The 18,500-nt window shown below is 55.4% G+C and carries 11 protein-coding genes; 5 read left to right on the top strand and 6 right to left on the bottom strand.

Going from position 1 to position 18,500, the window contains the following annotated elements; genetic code table 11:
• Positions 1-22: 22 nt before the first annotated feature.
• From AB4Y89_RS03745 to AB4Y89_RS03735, 3 genes are all read right to left on the bottom strand, one after another.
• Positions 23-3,484 (bottom strand): carboxypeptidase regulatory-like domain-containing protein, encoded by a 3,462-nt coding sequence (locus AB4Y89_RS03745; protein WP_442299555.1) that lies wholly within the window; start codon positions 3,482-3,484, stop codon positions 23-25.
• A gap of 219 nt (positions 3,485-3,703) precedes the next feature.
• The gene (locus AB4Y89_RS03740; RefSeq protein ID WP_442299554.1) at positions 3,704-5,569 is read right to left on the bottom strand and encodes a glycoside hydrolase family 2 protein; all 1,866 of its coding nucleotides are present in this window, start codon (positions 5,567-5,569) and stop codon (positions 3,704-3,706) included.
• Between the two features lie 205 nt (positions 5,570-5,774).
• Complete coding sequence (locus AB4Y89_RS03735; protein ID WP_442299553.1) at positions 5,775-6,113, bottom strand: ASCH domain-containing protein; 339 nt, start codon at positions 6,111-6,113, stop codon at positions 5,775-5,777.
• A gap of 314 nt (positions 6,114-6,427) precedes the next feature.
• Between AB4Y89_RS03735 and AB4Y89_RS03730 the strand changes: the two genes are divergently transcribed.
• From AB4Y89_RS03730 to AB4Y89_RS03720, 3 genes are all read left to right on the top strand, one after another.
• Positions 6,428-6,748, top strand: a complete 321-nt coding sequence (locus tag AB4Y89_RS03730) for a rhodanese-like domain-containing protein (RefSeq protein WP_442299552.1) — start codon at positions 6,428-6,430, stop codon at positions 6,746-6,748.
• A 99-nt stretch (positions 6,749-6,847) separates the two neighbouring features.
• Positions 6,848-7,768 (top strand): family 2A encapsulin nanocompartment shell protein, encoded by a 921-nt coding sequence (locus AB4Y89_RS03725; protein ID WP_442299551.1) that lies wholly within the window; start codon positions 6,848-6,850, stop codon positions 7,766-7,768.
• The gene (locus tag AB4Y89_RS03720; protein ID WP_442299550.1) at positions 7,755-9,911 is read left to right on the top strand and encodes a family 2A encapsulin nanocompartment cargo protein cysteine desulfurase; all 2,157 of its coding nucleotides are present in this window, start codon (positions 7,755-7,757) and stop codon (positions 9,909-9,911) included. The genes AB4Y89_RS03725 and AB4Y89_RS03720 overlap by 14 nt, the downstream gene beginning before the upstream one ends.
• A gap of 24 nt (positions 9,912-9,935) precedes the next feature.
• Here the strand turns inward: AB4Y89_RS03720 and AB4Y89_RS03715 are convergent, their stop codons facing one another.
• Entirely contained in the window at positions 9,936-10,619 is a 684-nt protein-coding gene (locus AB4Y89_RS03715) for a fused MFS/spermidine synthase (protein WP_442299549.1), read from the bottom strand.
• A gap of 480 nt (positions 10,620-11,099) precedes the next feature.
• Here AB4Y89_RS03715 and AB4Y89_RS03710 point away from each other — a divergent pair, with 480 nt between their 5' ends.
• The gene (locus tag AB4Y89_RS03710; protein ID WP_442299548.1) at positions 11,100-11,780 is read left to right on the top strand and encodes a helix-turn-helix domain-containing protein; all 681 of its coding nucleotides are present in this window, start codon (positions 11,100-11,102) and stop codon (positions 11,778-11,780) included.
• Between the two features lie 82 nt (positions 11,781-11,862).
• Here AB4Y89_RS03710 and AB4Y89_RS03705 read toward each other — a convergent pair whose 3' ends face one another.
• Positions 11,863-15,336 carry a carboxypeptidase regulatory-like domain-containing protein gene (locus tag AB4Y89_RS03705; protein WP_442299547.1) on the bottom strand — a complete coding sequence of 1,158 codons (3,474 nt, stop codon included), beginning with the start codon at positions 15,334-15,336 and terminating at the stop codon, positions 11,863-11,865.
• Positions 15,337-15,729: 393 nt separating this feature from the next.
• Here AB4Y89_RS03705 and AB4Y89_RS03700 point away from each other — a divergent pair, with 393 nt between their 5' ends.
• A complete protein-coding gene (locus AB4Y89_RS03700) occupies positions 15,730-17,121 on the top strand; it encodes a hypothetical protein (protein ID WP_442299546.1) in 1,392 nt (463 codons plus the stop codon).
• Positions 17,122-17,174: 53 nt separating this feature from the next.
• Here the strand turns inward: AB4Y89_RS03700 and AB4Y89_RS03695 are convergent, their stop codons facing one another.
• Entirely contained in the window at positions 17,175-18,371 is a 1,197-nt protein-coding gene (locus AB4Y89_RS03695; protein WP_442299545.1) for a CehA/McbA family metallohydrolase, read from the bottom strand.
• Positions 18,372-18,500: the final 129 nt, after the last annotated feature.

Here is an 18,500-nt window from a genome sequence, read left to right as displayed (position 1 = left end):
TTTTCTTTTGGTTAATGCGTTCTTAGAACAGAATACGAGCTCCAAGCTGCATCTGCCGCGGAGGAAACGCCGAGGAGATGGTACCGAAGTTGCTGTTGCTCGCATTCAGGTTCAGGCCGTTGAAGTTCGTGCGATTCAGAACGTTGAACATATCCACTTGAGCCTTCAGGCGAACACGCTCTGTGATTGGGAACACCTTGGAGAGGGTGGAGTCTAGTTGAGCGAGACCAGGTCCGACAACGCCACCGACAGGAGCATTCCCGTAGTGATTGGCTAGGTTCTTCGCCGTCTGGATATAGGCCTTGGCGGTAGCATTGCACGTTCCGCCTGTACCGTTGTTTAGATAGCCGCAGATACCCGCGTGGTCGTTATAGACACGCACGCCAGGAACGTAGTCAGCGCGTACTGTGCCCAGCTGGATGGTCGAGGTTTGCTGGATGGTGTAGTAGGCTCCGCTCTGCAGCCGCCCTACGCCGCTGAGTTGCCAGCCGCCTGCCGCCGTTCGCATCAGGAACGACCTTCCGTGCAACTCAGGGGCCTGGATGACGAAGCTGGCGACGAAGGCGTGACGCCGGTCATTCGACAGCGGGCCATAGTTGTAAGCCAGGTTCTGCCAATTCTCGAGTGTGATGTTGTTGCCATTCGAGTCTCCAAGAGCCTTGGAGAAGGTATAGGCAAGCGTCATCGTAACAATACCCTTACGCTTCGAAGCGAAGAGCTGCAATGCGTTGTAGTTGTAATTCGAGTCGAAGCGGTTGGAGTTAACCGTAGTAAAGCCCTTGTAGGGATTCAACGAGGCAATGGAGGTAGGCGCCGCCCCAGACGTCGGATTCTGATTGGTATACGCGCTCACCACGTCGGGAATGTTGACATTGGGCTGCCGAAGTTGGTGACGCGAGACACTGCCGACATAGTTGGCCTCAAATAGTACTGCCCACGGAAGCTGACGTTGTACGCCCAGGCTGTACTGCCAGGTATACGGATTCTTGTTGGCTGGGTTGACTGCGCTGATCGTCCCCTGCAGACCGTTATTAGCTGCCGAAAGCGATGTCAGCGTGGCCAGGTTTCCATTCGAGAACTGTGTATTTTGCAGAAATGGCGGGAGATTGAGCTGGCTGAAGACCAGGTTACCCTGCGGGCGATAGAAGAACAGTCCAACACCACCGCGGATCGAGGTCTTGTCGTTTGCCGCATACGCGAAGCCGAACCGAGGTCCGACGGCGCCGTTCATCTTGTAGAACCCGCGAGGAGCTCCCGCGGGAATCTGCGAGAAGAGCGCTGTATTAACATTCGGTACCCGCTTCTGCTGATCAGAAGGCACCCCGTCTCCCACCCGGATAAGACCGTTATATGGATTGCCAACACCCGGATTGACGATCGTTCCGCTGGAACTGACCGTGACCGCATTCGCGGGGTTGTAGACAGCAGGATCGAAGTTTGTCATGTTGTTGCCCTGGGCGTAGAAGGGCTGCAACCATTGGAAACGGACACCGTATTCCAGGCTGAGCCTACGGGTTGCTCTCCACTGGTCCTGTGCGAACCATTCGATCTGGTTGAAGCGGAAGTGCCCGACCGGATCGGCGCTCTGCTCTGAGTAGCTCTGGAAGTTCCCAAGGAAGGCGTCTGCCAGCGAGTAGCAGGTCGTGTTCGCGTTGGTCTGGCGGCAGTTCGATGAGGCAGCAGTCGATGTGCCATTCTGGCTGAAACCTACCGTCCCGGTATAGTTCGAGCGGCCGTTCTGATCGACACGATCGCGGATGTAGGCGAAACCGAACTTCATATTGTGGTCACCCTTTACATACGTGATGGTGTCCGCAACCTGAATATCCGTGGACGGCGACAGGAGAGAAAAGTTCGGCCCCTGGAAGCCGGCGAAGTTGGAGATATTGATGATCGGAATTCCGTTCGGATACGGTCCCACTCCCGAATAGAGCTTCTGGTACTGGAAGCCGAAGGTCTCGCGTTTCCAGTTGTTGCCGTAAGGAGGAATACGCTGTGCAGCCCAGCTAGCATTTGCCTGTGCCTGATTAATCAGATTGGGACGAATCGTCCATGTCTCGCTCAGCAGATAGCTCTGTCCAGGCCGGTTACGCTGCGTGGGCGTCGTGTTAAGGATGCCGCTGTTCGAGAACGTGCCGTAAGGATCGATCAAAGTGTTCTTGTCATGGATCCACCGGCCAAAGAGCGAATGACTCTGGTTGATGACGTAGTCAAAGCGAACGAGGTCCTGATGAAAATCCAGAGGATTCGAGGGGGCAAGCGTAAGGTTATTGGCCTGGAGCGAGTCGCGATAGCTCAGACCGCCCGCAATAATCGTCTTGTAGATACTGCCGATCGCCTTTCCGTCCGTGGACATCTGGCTGGCAACGTTATTGAACGGGATTGGGTTCGCTGTACCTGGATAGTACAGCTGGCCGTAGGTATTAGTCGGCGCGGAGCAAACACCGGAGCCGTTAAACGAACCACCGGCCGAGGTGCAAAGCGCAGAGAAGTCCCCATTCAACATTGCCGTGGTCGGTACATTGAAGGTGGTGGCGACGGCCTGCTGCCGCAGGCGCTTCCACTCCTCACCCACAAAGAAAAAGAGCTTGTTCTTGATGATCGGGCCACCAATAAAGAATCCGAAGTCGTTATAGATCAACTGCGTCTTCTTCTTGGCGATGTAGTTGGTCGCATCCAGATAGTTGTTCCTTGCAAATTCAAAGACACCACCATGGAACGCGTTTGTGCCGCTCTTCGTCACGATGTTGAAAGTAGGTCCCTGGGTCCGTCCATATTCGGCCGAGGAGTTCGAGGTGTTGATCTTTACCTCGCCAATAAAGTCGGCGCCGACGTTATTCATCAGCGAACCGTTGGAACCGGCTACCTGGTTGTAAGCTCCGTCTACGGTCAGATTGTTCGAGTCGGAACGGTTGCCGTTGATGGTCTGGTTGGTCGAGGAGAGAGAGGTAGTCACCGAGAAGATATCCGGATTCGTTACGACAGCGCCCGGTACCAGCGTCAGCAGTTGGGTGTAGTTCCGTCCGTTCAAAGCCAGGTTTTCTACCTGCTTTGAATCGATCACGCGCGCCAGTTCGCCCGATGTGGTATTCAGCGCTTCAATCGCGCCTCCCTGGACTTCTACGACCTCTGTTGTGCCGCCGATGGAAAGGCTGAAGTTCGAGGTCAGCTTTGCGTCTGCTGAAATACTCATGCCGCTCTGCTGTACCGTCTTGAAACCCTCATGCGACACAGAAAGCGTATAGATGCCGATCGGGAGATTGGTAACAATGTAGCTGCCATCCTGATCGCTCTGGATGGTGCGGGTATTTCCTGTGTTCTGTTCTGTGACTTTGATGGTTGCTCCCGGCAGGTTGGCACCGCTCACATCGGTGACTGACCCGGTAATCTGCCCGAAGCTGGTCTGTGCCTCCATGCGTCCGCCGGCCGAAAACGCCAGCAGGAGCAACGCGCATGTGGCCATGCTGTATAGGAACTTCTGCATCTGTAACCTCCAAAGCCGCCGTTCTTCCCGGTCGGCCAAAATCACTGCGGTTTAACTTGAAGCACTCAAAATCTGTAGTTCTGAGGCCGCCCGAGATTTTGTTGCATCTTTGGAGGAATTGTCAACGGTAAGTTTAAAGGCCGCTTTAGTCCGGGAAACAAATAAAAGCGGCCTGCACAGGGAGAGACACCAATCGTTTGTTTTAGCTCGGAAAGAAAGCTACTCCGGTTTCACGGCCGGATCTTCGGTATACGTCTTCATCACCAGGGGAACGCTCATCTTCTTCTCCATCTTTTCCGAGAAGAGTCCCTTGCGGTTGTACCCATCCTGCAGCTTGGGGATGTTGCGGGTGGACGAACGGAAATCCATCAGGACCCATGGCGTCACTCCACGCATCTGCGGAATCTTTCGGATCATCGCAAACTGGTGCTGCAGCACGTTAACCTGCTGCTCTTCCGTCCAGCGGTCATGGGGACCACCATGGTTCCCGAACTTGGCCTCGGCTCCAAATTCAGACATAATGAAAGGCTTCTGCGGCAGCACCCAGATCTTGCGGTCAGCATCTTCGGCAGTTCCCTCATACCAGCCGATGTATTGGTTCTGACCGACCACGTCCAGTGCATCCATCAGGGGATCCTCCTGCACGATGCGGTCCTCATTCACCCTGGGGCCGATCAGTGCTGACGTGATCAGGCGGGTTTGATCCTCGTGCCGAGCCTCGTTGGCGAGCGCCGTGAGGAATTTAGTACGGTCAGCGTTATTGGGTGTCTCATTCGAAACCGACCAGAAGAGGATCGCAGCCCTGTTCCGGTCGCGGCGGATCATCTCATGCAGCATCACAACGGCCTTGTCGTAGACCTCCTGTTTGCTGAACGAGATTCTTTGCCACAATGGAATCTCAGACCACACCATAAGCCCTTCATGGTCTGCCTGCCGCACCATCCGTTCGTCATGCGGATAGTGGGCAAGCCGCACAAAATTGGCATGAATCTGGTGAAGCATACTGAAAACGTTTTTTACATCTTCATCGGTGTTCGTCCGTCCCCCGCGGATGGGAGCTTCCGCATGCATATTGGCGCCCTGCAGGGCGATCGCTTTGCCATTCAAGAGAATGCGCGTGCCGTCGACGCGGATGTCGCGAAAGCCGATATCGTCCGTGAGCGCGTCCGTCCCCACCCGCAGGTCGACCTTATAAAGCTTCGGCGAACCGGGGTTCCAGAGCTGCAGCCCGTTGACCTTCAGTTCAAACGTGGCTTTCCCGGCGCCGTCTGTGACCGCTGTCGTTGAGGCATTGCCTTCAGGAATCCGAACGGTGACGCTTCTTCCCTCACCTGCACCTTCCACATGAACGTAACCGCTCACGGTGTTGGCATCGGCCGCGGAAAAAGACGCTCCATGCTTTAGATGAACGTCATAGTCGTCGATAAACTCCGACGGCACTGTAACCAGCGATACGTCGCGTGTAATGCCGCCGTAGTTGAACCAGTCATAGTTGACGCTGGGAATATCGTCCTGATGCCTCGTAGAATCCACGGCAATTACGACAAAATTGCTTCCGGGCTTCAGCAATGAAGTGGCATCGCAGTCGTAGGGCGTAAAGCCGCCCTCGTGATTGCAGAGCCGTTTTCCATTGACCCATACAACCGAACGGTAGTTTGCCGCGCCTACGTGGAAAAAGGTCCGTGTAGCCGGCGTCGGCTGGAACTGGAAATCCCGCTGGAACCACACCACCCCTTCGAAATGAAAGAGCGTCGGGTCCTGTGTATTCCAGTCACCGGGAATCTTCATCGTGGGCGCGGTGCTGAAGTCGTATTCGGAGTTATGTGGCCCGCTGCTGATGTTCGGGTGGGTATTCAGTGCATACCCGTTATCGCGGATGTTGCCCTTCTCGTCATAGAGCTCTCGTGCGGGCGGCTGCTCAACCAGATAGTGCCAGGGACCATTCAGAGAGATCGACTTTCTATGATCGACACCGACCAGCAACGTATGTAGCGGCGTCTGTGCCACAAGCATCGATCCACTTGCAAAACCAGCGAACACCATTGCAAAGACAAAGCGCATCATCCTGCGTGTCAGGTCTTTCATCCCTCTCCCTTTATTTCAGCGTTGCCTTCTGGACTCTGGATCAGCAACGAATCTTTATGGTTTTCGCAGCGGCAGTATCAGCGGAAACTCCGGCGGAACAGAAGTCTATAGAGGTTCCACGAGGTTTGTCTTCTCCAGGAGTTGCGCGCGCTGCGCTGCGATGGTCGCCGCTTCTTTGAAACCAATCTCTCACTAATCAACTGGGTTATTGGGGTGGGATGTAGTGGAAATGGATCAGGTAGATATTTTGCCCTTTGCCATGCTGGGCCACTTTAAGCAGGTCGATTACACCCAGGAAACCTGACTGCCGTGCGAGCTGTGGAGTGATGTCCGGTAGGCCTATGGGTTCAATCGAGTCAACCTCGATGTGACCTTCTTCCATCCTGTAACAGCGGCCGGCGGTAACCCGTGGACCAGTCCAGAAACGGATGGTAGTGGTGATTTCTCCAGTCCGAATTCGTTCGCGCAGGCGCTTGGTGAAGGTCATTCCCGAATACAAGATAACGCGTACCGCCTGCCGCTCTAATCGACGGAGGCGAAGCATTCATCTAGTAACACACTTAGAATCAATACGATAGATCATGGCCGCGACTTTCACCGCCGAAAGCTCTGCCTTGTCGGGTGGGGCTTTCAGACAAGCCAGAATGCGACCTATGGTAGCCTTTCAAAGATGAAGCTTGCCGGTCAGAGCCGTGTATGTTGTGCCACCTGTATGGTGCACACACATCCGCGTGTCTTCTGGCTGAGCGCGATTCCTGAATAACCTGTTCGGTTTCAGTAATCGAGGTTGAACGTACCCACCACCAGAAGACCTGGTTGGTGGGTTTTGTTTTTTCAGCGAAAGAGAGAAGGTTAGACGTGGGTGTTCCAGAGATTCAAGCCGAAGAGTTGAAGCAGCGCCTCGATCAGGGGGACAAGCTGTTCCTTTTAGATGTCCGCGATGAATACGAATATGAGATCTCCAACATTGGAGGCCATCTCATTCCTCTGCCCGAGTTGGCAAAGCGCCTGGATGAGCTAAGCGTAGACGAAGAGATCGTCGCAGTGTGCAAGCACGGCCCGCGCGGCATCAAGGCAACGGAGTACCTGCGAAAGCATGGGTTCAAGAGGGTATCGAACCTGCGCGGCGGCATCCACGCCTGGTCCGATCGCGTGGACCGTAAGGTTCGTAAATACTAAGCCGAGGTTCTGGTTTACCAGCTTTCTTTTTTATGCGTCGGCTGGTAGGCTTCCGCTACAATCTGGACGAATTCGATACTATGCGCAAGGAGCTTTTCCGTGGCTGATACAACGCCCCAGTCTTCACTCGGTGAACAAGCAGCATATCAATTAGCCAACGTCACCAAAACAGCTCCAATCTATGGCGCGGTAACACCAAGATGGCTGGTTCGCTTGTTGGACTGGAAGCCCCTGGAGTCCGGCATCTTTCGCCGCAACCGGGTTGTCGAAGATAAGCCGATCGATGTCCTTTGCGGCCATGTGGACGAATCTGAGATTCCAGAGACCTATGCACAGTACGAAGAGGAACCTCGCGAGTACCGGCTGAGCAGCATCAACGCCCTGGTCAATGTGCAGACGCGTATCAGTGATCTCTTCAGCAACCCCTACGATCAGGTGCGTGAGCAGCTCCGCGTCACGATCGAAGGCGTGAAGGAGCGGCAGGAAAACGAGCTACTGAACAATGCCGACTATGGCCTGCTCAATAACATTGTGGACTCGCAGAAGATCTCGACACGCAAAGGCTCTCCTACTCCCGATGATCTTGATGAGCTTCTGACGAAGGTCTGGAAAGAGCCTTCCTTCTTCCTGACCCATCCGCGCGCAATTGCTGCCTTCGGCCGTGAGTGCACCCGGCGCGGAGTTCCTCCTCCGACCGTAACGCTGTTCGGTACACCCTTTCTAACGTGGCGCGGTGTTCCTATTATTCCTACCGATAAGATCCGCGTTTCGGGCAAAACGTCGAAGACCCAGATATTGCTGGTTCGTTCCGGAGAGCGCAAGCAAGGTGTGATCGGCCTCTTCCAGCCTGGTCTCACCGGGGAGCAGAGCCCAGGGCTTTCGGTACGGTTTACGGGAATCGATAAGCGCGGCCTGGCCTCTTATCTGATCTCACTTTATTGCGCAGCTTCGGTTCTGACTGACGACGCGATTGCGTCCCTGGAGAACGTCGAGGTAGGCAACTACCATGAGTACAAGTGATCCGAAATCGCTGGTACTGAATGACGAGAGAGTCCTGGACGATGCCTCGGCATTTCCATCTGGCGGACCGTTCCCAGCTGGAGTACCGGACGCCGCCGTTCTCGCACGCATGGCGAACGAGCTGTTCATGGCGGCTCCGTCGTCTCTCGATGTACCGCAACCGCCTGCAGCCATCGATGCCCCGGCAGGCCCGCCGGCAACACCGCCTGCCTTTCAGCCCGAAGTTCAGTTGCCTTCGGACAAACACCTTCCAACTCTACCGGCCAGTATTGGCCCAGCACAGGTTGCTCCCGTCTCTGCTCCCTACCAGGCAGGACCTCCCGCCGTTCCCGGCATATTGGGCACAGCAACAGATAAGGGTTCGAGCGGTGGAGCAATTCCTCCCTCACCGATGTTTTCGTTCCTGCAGGATGCTCGTCCTATCTTCGGCGACGGACCTACCTACACCTCCTCTCCGCAGCCTGGATATCTGACAAGCGTTCCAGCCACTCCTCAGGTAGCGCCTCCATCTTCGAGTGTCCCTCAAGGGCGTACAGGCTTCACCGAAGAGAGTCTTCCCAAAACTGCGATCGAGCCGCAATCGCCATCGATCAGCATGCTTCCGATTCCGCCACTGACAGAGTACGGGCCGGCCCCTCCCTTTTCGTTTATCGAGGAGCTCCGGCCGCTGTTTTCGTATCCGCCGTCCATTCCGGGTCCAGTTCCCGCAGGAACGAGTTTGATCGAGGAGTCTCCCTTCGATCTCCAGCTTCCAAATGACTTTCTCCGCGCGCAGGAAATCAGTCAGCTTGCAGATCACGATCCATTGCGTCGCTTCGATACGGCGAGGCGGCTTGAACCGCCTGATGCCGTCGCCCTGTATGAACCAGCAGGTATCGAACGCGATGTGCCTCGCGAGCTGGATCTTTCGAAGTATCCCTTCGACGCGGAAGCCATCAAGAGAGACTTCCCCATCCTGCGGGAACGTGTGAATGGTCGTCCCCTTGTCTGGCTGGACAACGCCGCTACCACTCAGAAGCCGCAGAGTGTCATCGACCGGCTGAAGTATTTCTACGAGCACGAAAACTCCAACGTGCACCGCGCCGCCCATGAGCTTGCGGCGCGAGCAACGGACGCATACGAGTCGGCGCGGGAGAAGGTACGCCGCTTCGTTAACGCATCGTCGACGCAGGAGATCGTCTTTGTGCGCGGCGCCACCGAAGGCATCAACCTGATTGCCCAGAGCTGGGGCCGGCGCAATGTACGTAAGGACGATGAGATTGTCATCACCTGGCTCGAACATCACGCAAACATCGTTCCATGGCAGATGCTCTGCTCCGAGACCGGAGCTAAACTTCGGGTTGCCCCCGTCGACGACAGCGGGCAGGTTCTTCTGGACGAGTATGAGAAGCTATTGGGTCCAAAGACTCGCCTGGTTTCAATGACACAGGTCTCGAATGCTCTGGGTGTCGTTACTCCGGCGGAGAAGATGATCGAGATTGCCCATCGTTATGGAGTGAGGGTTCTGCTTGACGGCGCGCAATCTGTCTCGCACATGCGCGTCGATGTGCAATCGCTTGACTGTGACTTCTTCGTCTTTTCAGGACATAAGGTCTTTGGCCCTACTGGAATCGGCGTCGTCTACGGCAAGCCCGAAGTCCTGGAAGGCATGCCGCCATGGCAGGGCGGTGGAAACATGATCCAGGACGTGACCTTCGAGAAGACGCGTTTCCATGGTCCTCCGCAGCGCTTCGAAGCCGGCACAGGCAATATTGCGGACGCTGTCGGCCTGGGTGCGGCCATCGATTATCTGGACCGGGTGGGAATGCCGAATGTCTCTCGCCACGAGCATGAACTGCTGGTACAGGCTACCAAGGAGCTGCTGCAAATCCCCGGCCTCCACATCATCGGTACTGCCAAGGAGAAGGCAGGGGTTCTATCGTTTGTGCTCGACGGATTCCGGACCGAAGACGTTGGATCGTACCTCAATAAGAATGGGATCGCAGTCCGTTCCGGCCATCATTGCGCACAACCGATCCTGCGGCGTTTTGGTCAGGAGAGCTCCGTTCGTGCGTCGCTGGCGTTGTACAACACGCATGAGGACATCGATAAGCTGGTCGCGGCGATCTGGGATCTGCGCCTCGGCCGCACTTCCATCGCCTGATTCTTTACGACCCGTCCAGATCTTCTATATCCGAACCGTCGGCGCGTGCCACAAGTGCAAGCGCAGCTTTCTCATGAGTTCATCGTAGGGCTCTTCGCCTACCCAGCGATGCTCACCCTTCGTGGCGAGAACGATTCTGTTCTCGCTGTCCTCGGGAGTGGCCACAAGCACGCGATCCCTAAAGCTCCTGCGAAGGTATTCGATAGCATCCTCACTCTCTGGGCCACACAGGTTCACCACCAGCACTCCATCCGGAGTCAATGCGCGATAGCAATCATCGTAGAACGCCTGTGAACAGAGCTGGGGCGGCTGTCCGAAAATGTCGAATCCATCAACGAGCAGTACCTCAATCCTTCCAGGCGCCCTAGCAACATAGTCCGCGCCGTCTTCATCAATGACACGGAATCGATGATCGTCCAGTGGAATATGGAACCGGTCTCTCAGGGCAATGACCTGCGGATCGATTTCGATGACGGTAATGTCAGCGGCTGGCATTTCGCGGTAACACCATTTCGGAATTGATCCTCCACCCAGCCCGATCATCACGATGTGCGTCGGATTTCGATGACAGAGCATGAAATCGATCATCGTGCGGGTATACGGAAGCGTCAGGAAGACAGGGTCATCCACGAGCATCTCACTCTGGATCTCACCGATCTGGAATTGCAGTGATACACGATTTCCATCGCGATGGACGATCGGCTCCACGCCGACAGGTGTTCGGCGTTGGTTCCGGGAAGTGTGATCGAGATAAGCGCTATCCATCTGTTCAGCCTACCTTCAATTCAACTTCATCGAGAGATCACAAGCAAACACCGCATTCTGGAGGCATCTCATCAGATTCCTGGCCGGTGCCTGAAACCCGCTAGTGTCCTGAGTCTGAAGTTCTCGTCGTAAACGTTGTCATCCTGAACGTTCGGGGTCCCCAGCGAACTTGTTCGTTGGGGTGATTAGTGAAGGACCCTCTTTTTCAACGCTTCGGAGGGCAATACTCTTCCATGATTGATGTAACGAATGAATGACTCAGGATACTAGAGCATTTTCCCTGTAGGTGTAATGTGGAGCTACTGCATCTATGGGCGTTTTCCGTAATGAAAACGCCGCTGCACGCCTCTTGAGTACTTAAGCGTCGCGGCTGGGGTTACTTCGAAGGATTCCTGATGAAATGCCCTATTGTGACAGTTCCCAGTGAAGCGCTACTCTTCTGAACAGATCCCTTTATATAAGTCTGTTTATCCGATGCGTTCCGGACCCGCAAGTCAGTTTAAGTCTGCCCAACACCACGCGCCACAAAGTGCTGCGAAACCGGCATCCTCGTTGACCACTCGAATCGAACAAGCCCTGCCTCTCCTCTTTTTACTGATTGCAACCGGAATGGCAGTGGTTTTGCATCGTTTTTTGCCTTCGCTCTCCGGTCTGCCAGCGATGCTCTTCATCGGCTCCGTCATAGCGACCGCACTTTGCAGCAGCACTCGATGGATCATTGCTACGATTGCCATTGGGGCGGTAGCCTTGAATGTAGTCTTCCCGGTTGTTCCCCATAATCTGCCCGCATCTCTTCTACTGGTTATTCGAACCGCCGGCTTCACCCTGATCGCCGGCTCTCTTGCGTATCTCGCCATGAAATCGCGCATCTCTCTTCTGGGAGATGACCGTACGCCAAAATCCATAGAGCAGGTGTTGCGAGAGCGAGAGAATGCATGGACCGTAACGGAGCTGTCCATGTTATTTCAGATTCCATACCAGAACTTCTATGAACTCGTTGACCGCGGAGAACTCGAAGCATTCGGGCCGATTGGGGCTCTGCGCGTCTGCCCACGAGAGATCGAGCGTTGGTACCAGACAACGATCCGCAAAAGAGTGCAATAGCGCAGAAATCTTTACCCACTGCTTTTAAAAACATTGGCGAGAGGGAGCGACGTGTCCCTCTCGCCAATTTGCGTTTGCTGTTCTAGAAGGTATACCGGAGACTGGCCTGCATCGATCGTTGCCCTGTCTTGCTGGTTACCCTTCCGAAGGTGCTGCTCGTGGGGTTTACATCTGGTGCGGATAGGTTTGGATGATTCGGGAAGTTGAACGCCTCAAAGCGGAAGGTGAAGAACTGCTCCCTGTACGTAATGAAGCGCTTCTGCAAGCCCGCATTGAAGTTCTCGACACCCGGAGCCCGCAGAATATTGCGATTGTGCTGCGCGGTGAACGTGCCGGAAGCCGGCGCGACGAACGCCTTGGGATTGAACCAGAAGTTCTGGTCAGAGGTCCCTGCAGAGAACGTACCGGCGGCGTTGGTACTCACGCCCGGAGCGGTGGAATAGAACTGTGCACCTCCACCCGTGCCTACTCCGGCGATGTCGGTCGAAGTCGTCACCGATAGAGGAACTCCGGTCTGGAAGTTGTAGATCTGTGTGATCTGCCACCCTCCCAGCACCTCCCGAGCGAATGCATTATGGCCATGGAACGGAATCTCCGCGATGGCGTTGATGGCTACAGCGTTCTTGATGTCGTAATCCGCCGTGCCACACAGATACTTGGGGTCCAGCAGATTCGGCAGGAAGTTCTTCTGAAATGATCCGCAGTCGGTAGCATGGGCCAGTGTGTAAGCTGCTCCGAAGCTCAACCCGTGCTGGAAGCGCCGATTCAGATCCACCTGGAAGCCGCTGTAGGCAGAGCCCGATCCCTGAGTGACTACCGTGATCGGTCCGTAACCGGCATACGGACGATAGGAGTTGATATTCATTTTTGCCGCTGCGGCTGCCGTTACAGAGCCGACCGGCGCCTGGTTCAGATTCGCCTGGAACTGGCCATGCAGACCACGACGCCCCACATAGGCCACTCCAAGTACCGTGTTGAAGGGTAGTTGCCGTTCGACAGACAGATTCCAAACATAAGCCTCAGGTTGCGGTGAGCTGCGGTCGATGCGGCCTGAGATAGTAGGAAAGGACCCTGCCGCACCGCCACCCGGGTTATCGACGCTTCCGCCGCTGATACCTGCGTACTGCTGCAGCGGAGGCGCACCACCCTCGAATACACCGTCTGATACACCTTGGCGGCTCATATACCGTCCGAAGCCGGCGCGGACCACCGTTTTGGAATCGACAGCATAAGCCAAGCCAAGGCGTGGCTGAAACGTGGTGTAGTGCACGTCAATATAGCCGCGGGGCAGATTGTGAAACAAACGATCTGCCGTACCGGTGTTTGCAAGAGGTACATGTTTCTTTGCGCTGTCAGTAAAGCCAGAACCGAAGAGCACCGTTCCATTCAAAGGATCGCCGCTTCCCGCAATCGGATTGCCTTTGTTGTCGATCTTCACAGCGTTCGCCGCGGAATAAAAGGCCGGATCAAACGTGCCGATGTTGTTCCAAAGGCTGTAAAACGGCCGGACGATGGAATAACGCATGCCATAGTCCACGTGAAGTTTCGACGTAAGTTTCCATGAGTCCTGGGCAAAGAACTCATACATGTTTGCGCGGTATGGAGTTTCGGCACGCGGACCAACCTCCGCATAGCTCTGGAAGAGACCCAACGCTGCATCGGCCGTATCCAGTCCAGTTCCAGCGGGGTTGGCGCTTGAAAATTCAAACTTTCCGTTCTGATTGTTCGTCTGCCCTGGAACGCTGTTCTGTCCGGAGATCTGGTCGTTGTCGTTTTGCCCGGAACGCTCATACAGAGCACCGGCACGGAGGGTGTGGTTGCCGATAATGCGCGTGAAGGTGTCGGCATAGTCGAACACCATTCCCTGCGAGTGGGACGGATAGGCGCTGCCATCCAGCGTGGTGATGGCGCTGCTGTCAAACTGAACCGTTGGGATCTTGTTGACGAGATCCTTACCCGCCGGAAAGAGGAACGGATAGTTGATTCCATACTTCGTACGATCGTAGAGGCCGGAGCTTGTATCGATGGACAGGCGGTCAGCGCCATGTGCCGCCGTTACAAGAACCTCGTTGATGGTGTTTGCGTTGAAGGTGTGAACCCAGTCCAGCGACCCGGTTTGATTCGGGCGATTGAAGATGCGGGGTACGAGGTCGTAGGTCGCTGAAAACGGATTGTTCTCGTAGTAGTAGAAGTGCGTCAGACGGAACCGGATGTAGTCCTTCTCGGTCGGGATGATGTCGAGGTTGCCACTGTCAATCTGCTGTGTCTGCGGATGCTTGGCAATCTGCAGCAGATTCTGGGTGCCGACGAGGAACCCTGGTGTCGGAGCCGGAAACGCTGTCAGCAAGCCTACGCCGTTCGGGCTGAGGCGAGCCCTGGGAATGATGTTTCCCGGAAAGCACGCCGGACCGCCATTCTTGGCGTCGCAAACACCCGCCGCCTGGGGATCGCGAATGTGGGTCGCTACGGACGAGAAGTCGCCATTCCGGAACGCCGGATTGGGAACCGTCACCGGTGAGGTATTCGTAGCCGGATAGTGTACAAACGCCTCTGAGTAGAGAAAGAAGAGCTTCCCCTTGGGCAGAAGATGCGGAATGTACGCGGGTCCATTCACGCTGAAGCCGAACTGGTTATAGGTAAAGGGAGCGACGAAGTTCGACTTGACGCTCTGAGGCAAAGTCGGATCAAAATTGGCGGACGCGTGATTGCGGACCCACGTGTTGGCGTTCAATACAGGGTTCTGAAGATACTCGTAGAGGCTTCCGTGAAAATGATCCGTGCCGGCATGTGTAATGATACGGACCTGACCGCCGACGGAGCGTCCATATTCGGCTGGGTAATTTGAGGCCAGTACCTGGACCTCCTGCACGTTCTCCAGATCGACGACGCCGACGGAGTCGCCGCTTGCACGAACACGAACGGCCACGGCGCCATCGTAGGTGACGAGGTTGTCGCGTTCACGAGCGCCGTTGATATTCAACCCACCGAGGCCTGTGCTGAACTGGAAGTTCGAGACATTTCCGCTCGTGCTCGTCACACCTGCTTTCAAGAGAGCAAGAGTGATCGGATTGCGGCCGCTCAGAGGAAGCATCTCGGCCTGCTTGGCGGTGATGACCCGGCCCAGGACGGTACTGTCGGTCTGAATGCTGGTCTCCTGCGCGTTCACCTGTACCGTCTCAGTTGTAGACGCATTCGGTAGGGTCAGGTTTGCGGTGGTTGCGACTGCCGGATCCAGATTGTTTCCGTGGCTTGTCACTGTTCCAAACGTTGCCGCCTGAACCTGAATGGTGTAGCGCCCCGGGGAGAGGCTGGGAATGGTGTAGTAGCCTGACTCGTTCGTTTTCGTTCGATGTTCGACACCGGTCGCTTCATCAGTAACCGTGACGATGGCCCCTCGAACTACCGCACCAGAGGGATCTGTAATCGTTCCCGAGATGCCCGAGAGATCGGATTGTGCAAACAGATGTACGACAGAGAACAGAACGGCGCACAACATCACCATTGTCATGCGGAGCGTCTTTCGCTTCTCTCGAAGACGAGCTGACCAGGGTTTCATCGCTTCCATAGACCTCAAAGGAGATATTTCCCAGACGGGTGCCTGAGTGAACGACACGTCCGATCAAACTGTGGGATTGCTTCGATGATCCCTGTGCCCCAGAGGCCGTCACAAGGGGGACAAAACCGTGTAAAGCCTCATGATCGAGTGGCCACGATGCGAGGTAAGCATTTGATACTTCCTGTTTACGGGATTTTCATAGGAGACAATCGATTTTCACCCCTGTTGAGCACGGATTTACGACGTGTACGCTCGCTTCCATCCACGTTAGAAAGCGCTGCTCGGTATCCCGTTAACCTTCGGTTCACTTAAGAAGGCTATGCTTATTACTGAAACGATTCTTTAATGGTGCGCATGCTGCAGCCTCCTCCGAATTCCGCTGCGGACAGAGCGATGCTCGGCTCGCGGAACCGGGTCGAAGTCGAAATCCAGACACACGACGACGATCCCCGCTGGCAGCTCGCATGCCGCATTGCTGCCAGTGGCAGCCTGGGACGATCCCGTCTGCTCTCTCGCTTCCTGCTCTTCATCGTGGACCGGCATATCCGGAATCGCACCGATGAGGTAACGGAACAGCAGATTGGCATCCTCGTGTTCGACCGGAAGGCCGGCTACGACTCAAACGAAGACAATATCGTTCGAAGCTACGCCCGCAATCTTCGCCGACGTATCGACGACTACTATGCCAAAGAAGGCAAAGACGAGTCTTTACGTTTAGATATACCCAGGGGAGGCTATGTCCCGTACTTCACGGATCGCTCTCTCAAGGAAGAAACGCAGCCTCAAACGCTGCTGTCCGCCGCAGATACGGATCTACCGGCGGCGGTTCCAGAAGCAGAATCTCTTCCACAGGAAAATCCCCAGGTTTCACACGATCCTCCTGATGTTGCGAACCGCCCCGTCAAACCGGGACTTTTGTGGGTTCTTGGGACCGCGGCTGCTTTATGTCTCGGTCTGATCGTCGGTCTTGCTATTCCCAGGCGCCGCTCGCTGTTTCCGGCAAAGGACAGCATCGCCACCTCCTCGGCCAGAGCGGCATCCTCCAGTTTTTGGCGTCAAGTCTTCCCTTCCAATGGAGAGACATACGTTGTTCCGTCTGATGATGGGCTGGTCATCATGCAGCGTCTCACAGAGCGCCCGGTTCCGCTCGCAAGCTATATCAACGGCGACTACCGTAAACCGAAACAATCCAGCGACAACGCGGCCGATACCGAGCTTCTGAAGCTGGGCGCACGGCGCTATACCAGCGTAGTCGACCTCGATTTCGTCTCGCATCTGTCTCAACTAGAGGAAGTCAATGCCGCCCGGATGGTGGTGCGATACGCACGGGACCTGCGTATGGACGATCTTCGTACCGGAAACGCAGTACTCATCGGATCGATCGAGTCGAACCCGTGGATTCAGCTTTTCGCGTCACAGATGAACTTCCGGCAGGTCATCAATACTGACCCATCGAAGCCCTCGGGACTGCTCAATGCACATCCTCAACCAGGAGAGCGCGAACTCTACGGCACTCCGGGAAAAGACCACACATACGGTTTGATTGCCTTTGTGCCGAACCTCAACTCGACGGGCCATGTGCTCATCGTCGGTGGGCTCAATACGGCCGGCACACAGGCCGCAACAACGTTTCTCCTCACCCCCGCGCTTATGGCCTCGGCACTCGCACAAGCGCGAGATGCGAACGGGCATCTGCACTCGTTCGAACTTCTCATTGAAGCAAATAGCTTTGCGGCGAATGCTTCCGCTCCGCAACTGGTAGCCGAACGAATTTATAAGAACTAGAAAGCCGACGGCTTCACGTCTCGGAAACCGCCGGCTCGAAGTGCGTCCTACTTTTAGAAATTCGGGTTGAAGTTGAAATACAGAGGATTCGAGAGCCCGACCATGGAGCCGCTGCCCTCAGTCGACTTCGGTACCTGCGGATAGGGAGTAGAAGGCCCTTCTACTTCAACCCTGTAATAGGTCCTTTCAATCTGAGGGGGAGCATCTTCAAACCCAGCGTTTCCAGACTTTCCAGTGATCTGGATGTCCTTATACTTGTTCCCATTCTTGATCACGTGAGCGGTATAGACGCCATCGGGCGCAATATTTCCGGTCAGGCGAACACTGAACTTCACCGGCTTGCCGGTAGCTTTGACGTTGTCTCCCATCATCATGTCCATCTGACCATTGCCGTCGGTGTCCGCATAGAACTCAACGCGCGGGGCATATGGGTTCGCACTCACGGAGACGCGTCCACTGTTCAGCGCATCAATCACACCCTGCCGTGTCTTATCTTTCACAAAGATCCAGGTCGTCGGCGTCCCGATGTAATTCCATGCAGCCTGTGGAGTGTTCTTCGTCGCCTGTTCCGGTGTCGGAGCGGCTCCATGATGCGCATCGCTGCCTCCTCTTCCAGTCAGCTTGCGTCCGGACGAGAGCATGTCGTCCCAGATCATGATGGCATTGGCATTCTTTGGCCAGATGGATGAATTCCAGACCTCGATGGAATCGACCATGTCATAGGAGTATCCGAAATGGTCTTTGCCGCTGGGATGGTTTGCGGAGAGGTGGATTCCCAGCTCTTTCTTCACCGCGCCGACGACGACATCACGTTGATCGCGTACGTAATAGAAACGCTGGTGGTCGTACGGTACCGCTGAAATCGTGTTCCCGTGGCCTCGCGTCGTTGTCCACTCCGCGCAATAGAGCAGGATCAGTTTCTGAGACTTGAAATCAGGATCGGTCCAGGTATTGTGCGCTACGTCTCCCAGTACATGGTTGTCGTGGTCGGTGATGCAGGCATACCCCATCCCAACCGATTCTGAATAGGAGATGATCTTCGCCACCGAATTGTTACTGGACTCTTTACTGTGTGAGGAGTGGACGTGAAGGTCTCCCTTGAGCCAGGTGCCATCGGTCAAGCTGGCTACCGGCGGCAGATTGTTGAGCTCAGTAGGCGCCCAGGGGTCCACATGGGAAGACTGCGGGTAGGAGGCAGTCACCAGCGCAGGGGCCAGCAAAAGAGACAGGGTCAGACGGCGGACATACATGATTGGGAATCCCTTCAGTAGGAAGTGTCTGCATTGTTGTTGTTCGACACAGCCGACAGAAGGGGTATAGAAGTGGCCAAACGCCACCGTACCCGGGATGAATTCATAGAATGAGGAACTTAGATGACA

This window comes from Terriglobus sp. 2YAB30_2 (assembly GCF_052114765.1).
Taxonomy (GTDB): Bacteria; Acidobacteriota; Terriglobia; order Terriglobales; family Acidobacteriaceae; genus Terriglobus.
Note: the sequence above shows the minus strand (reverse complement) of the source record. Positions and strands in the feature narration are given on the sequence as shown.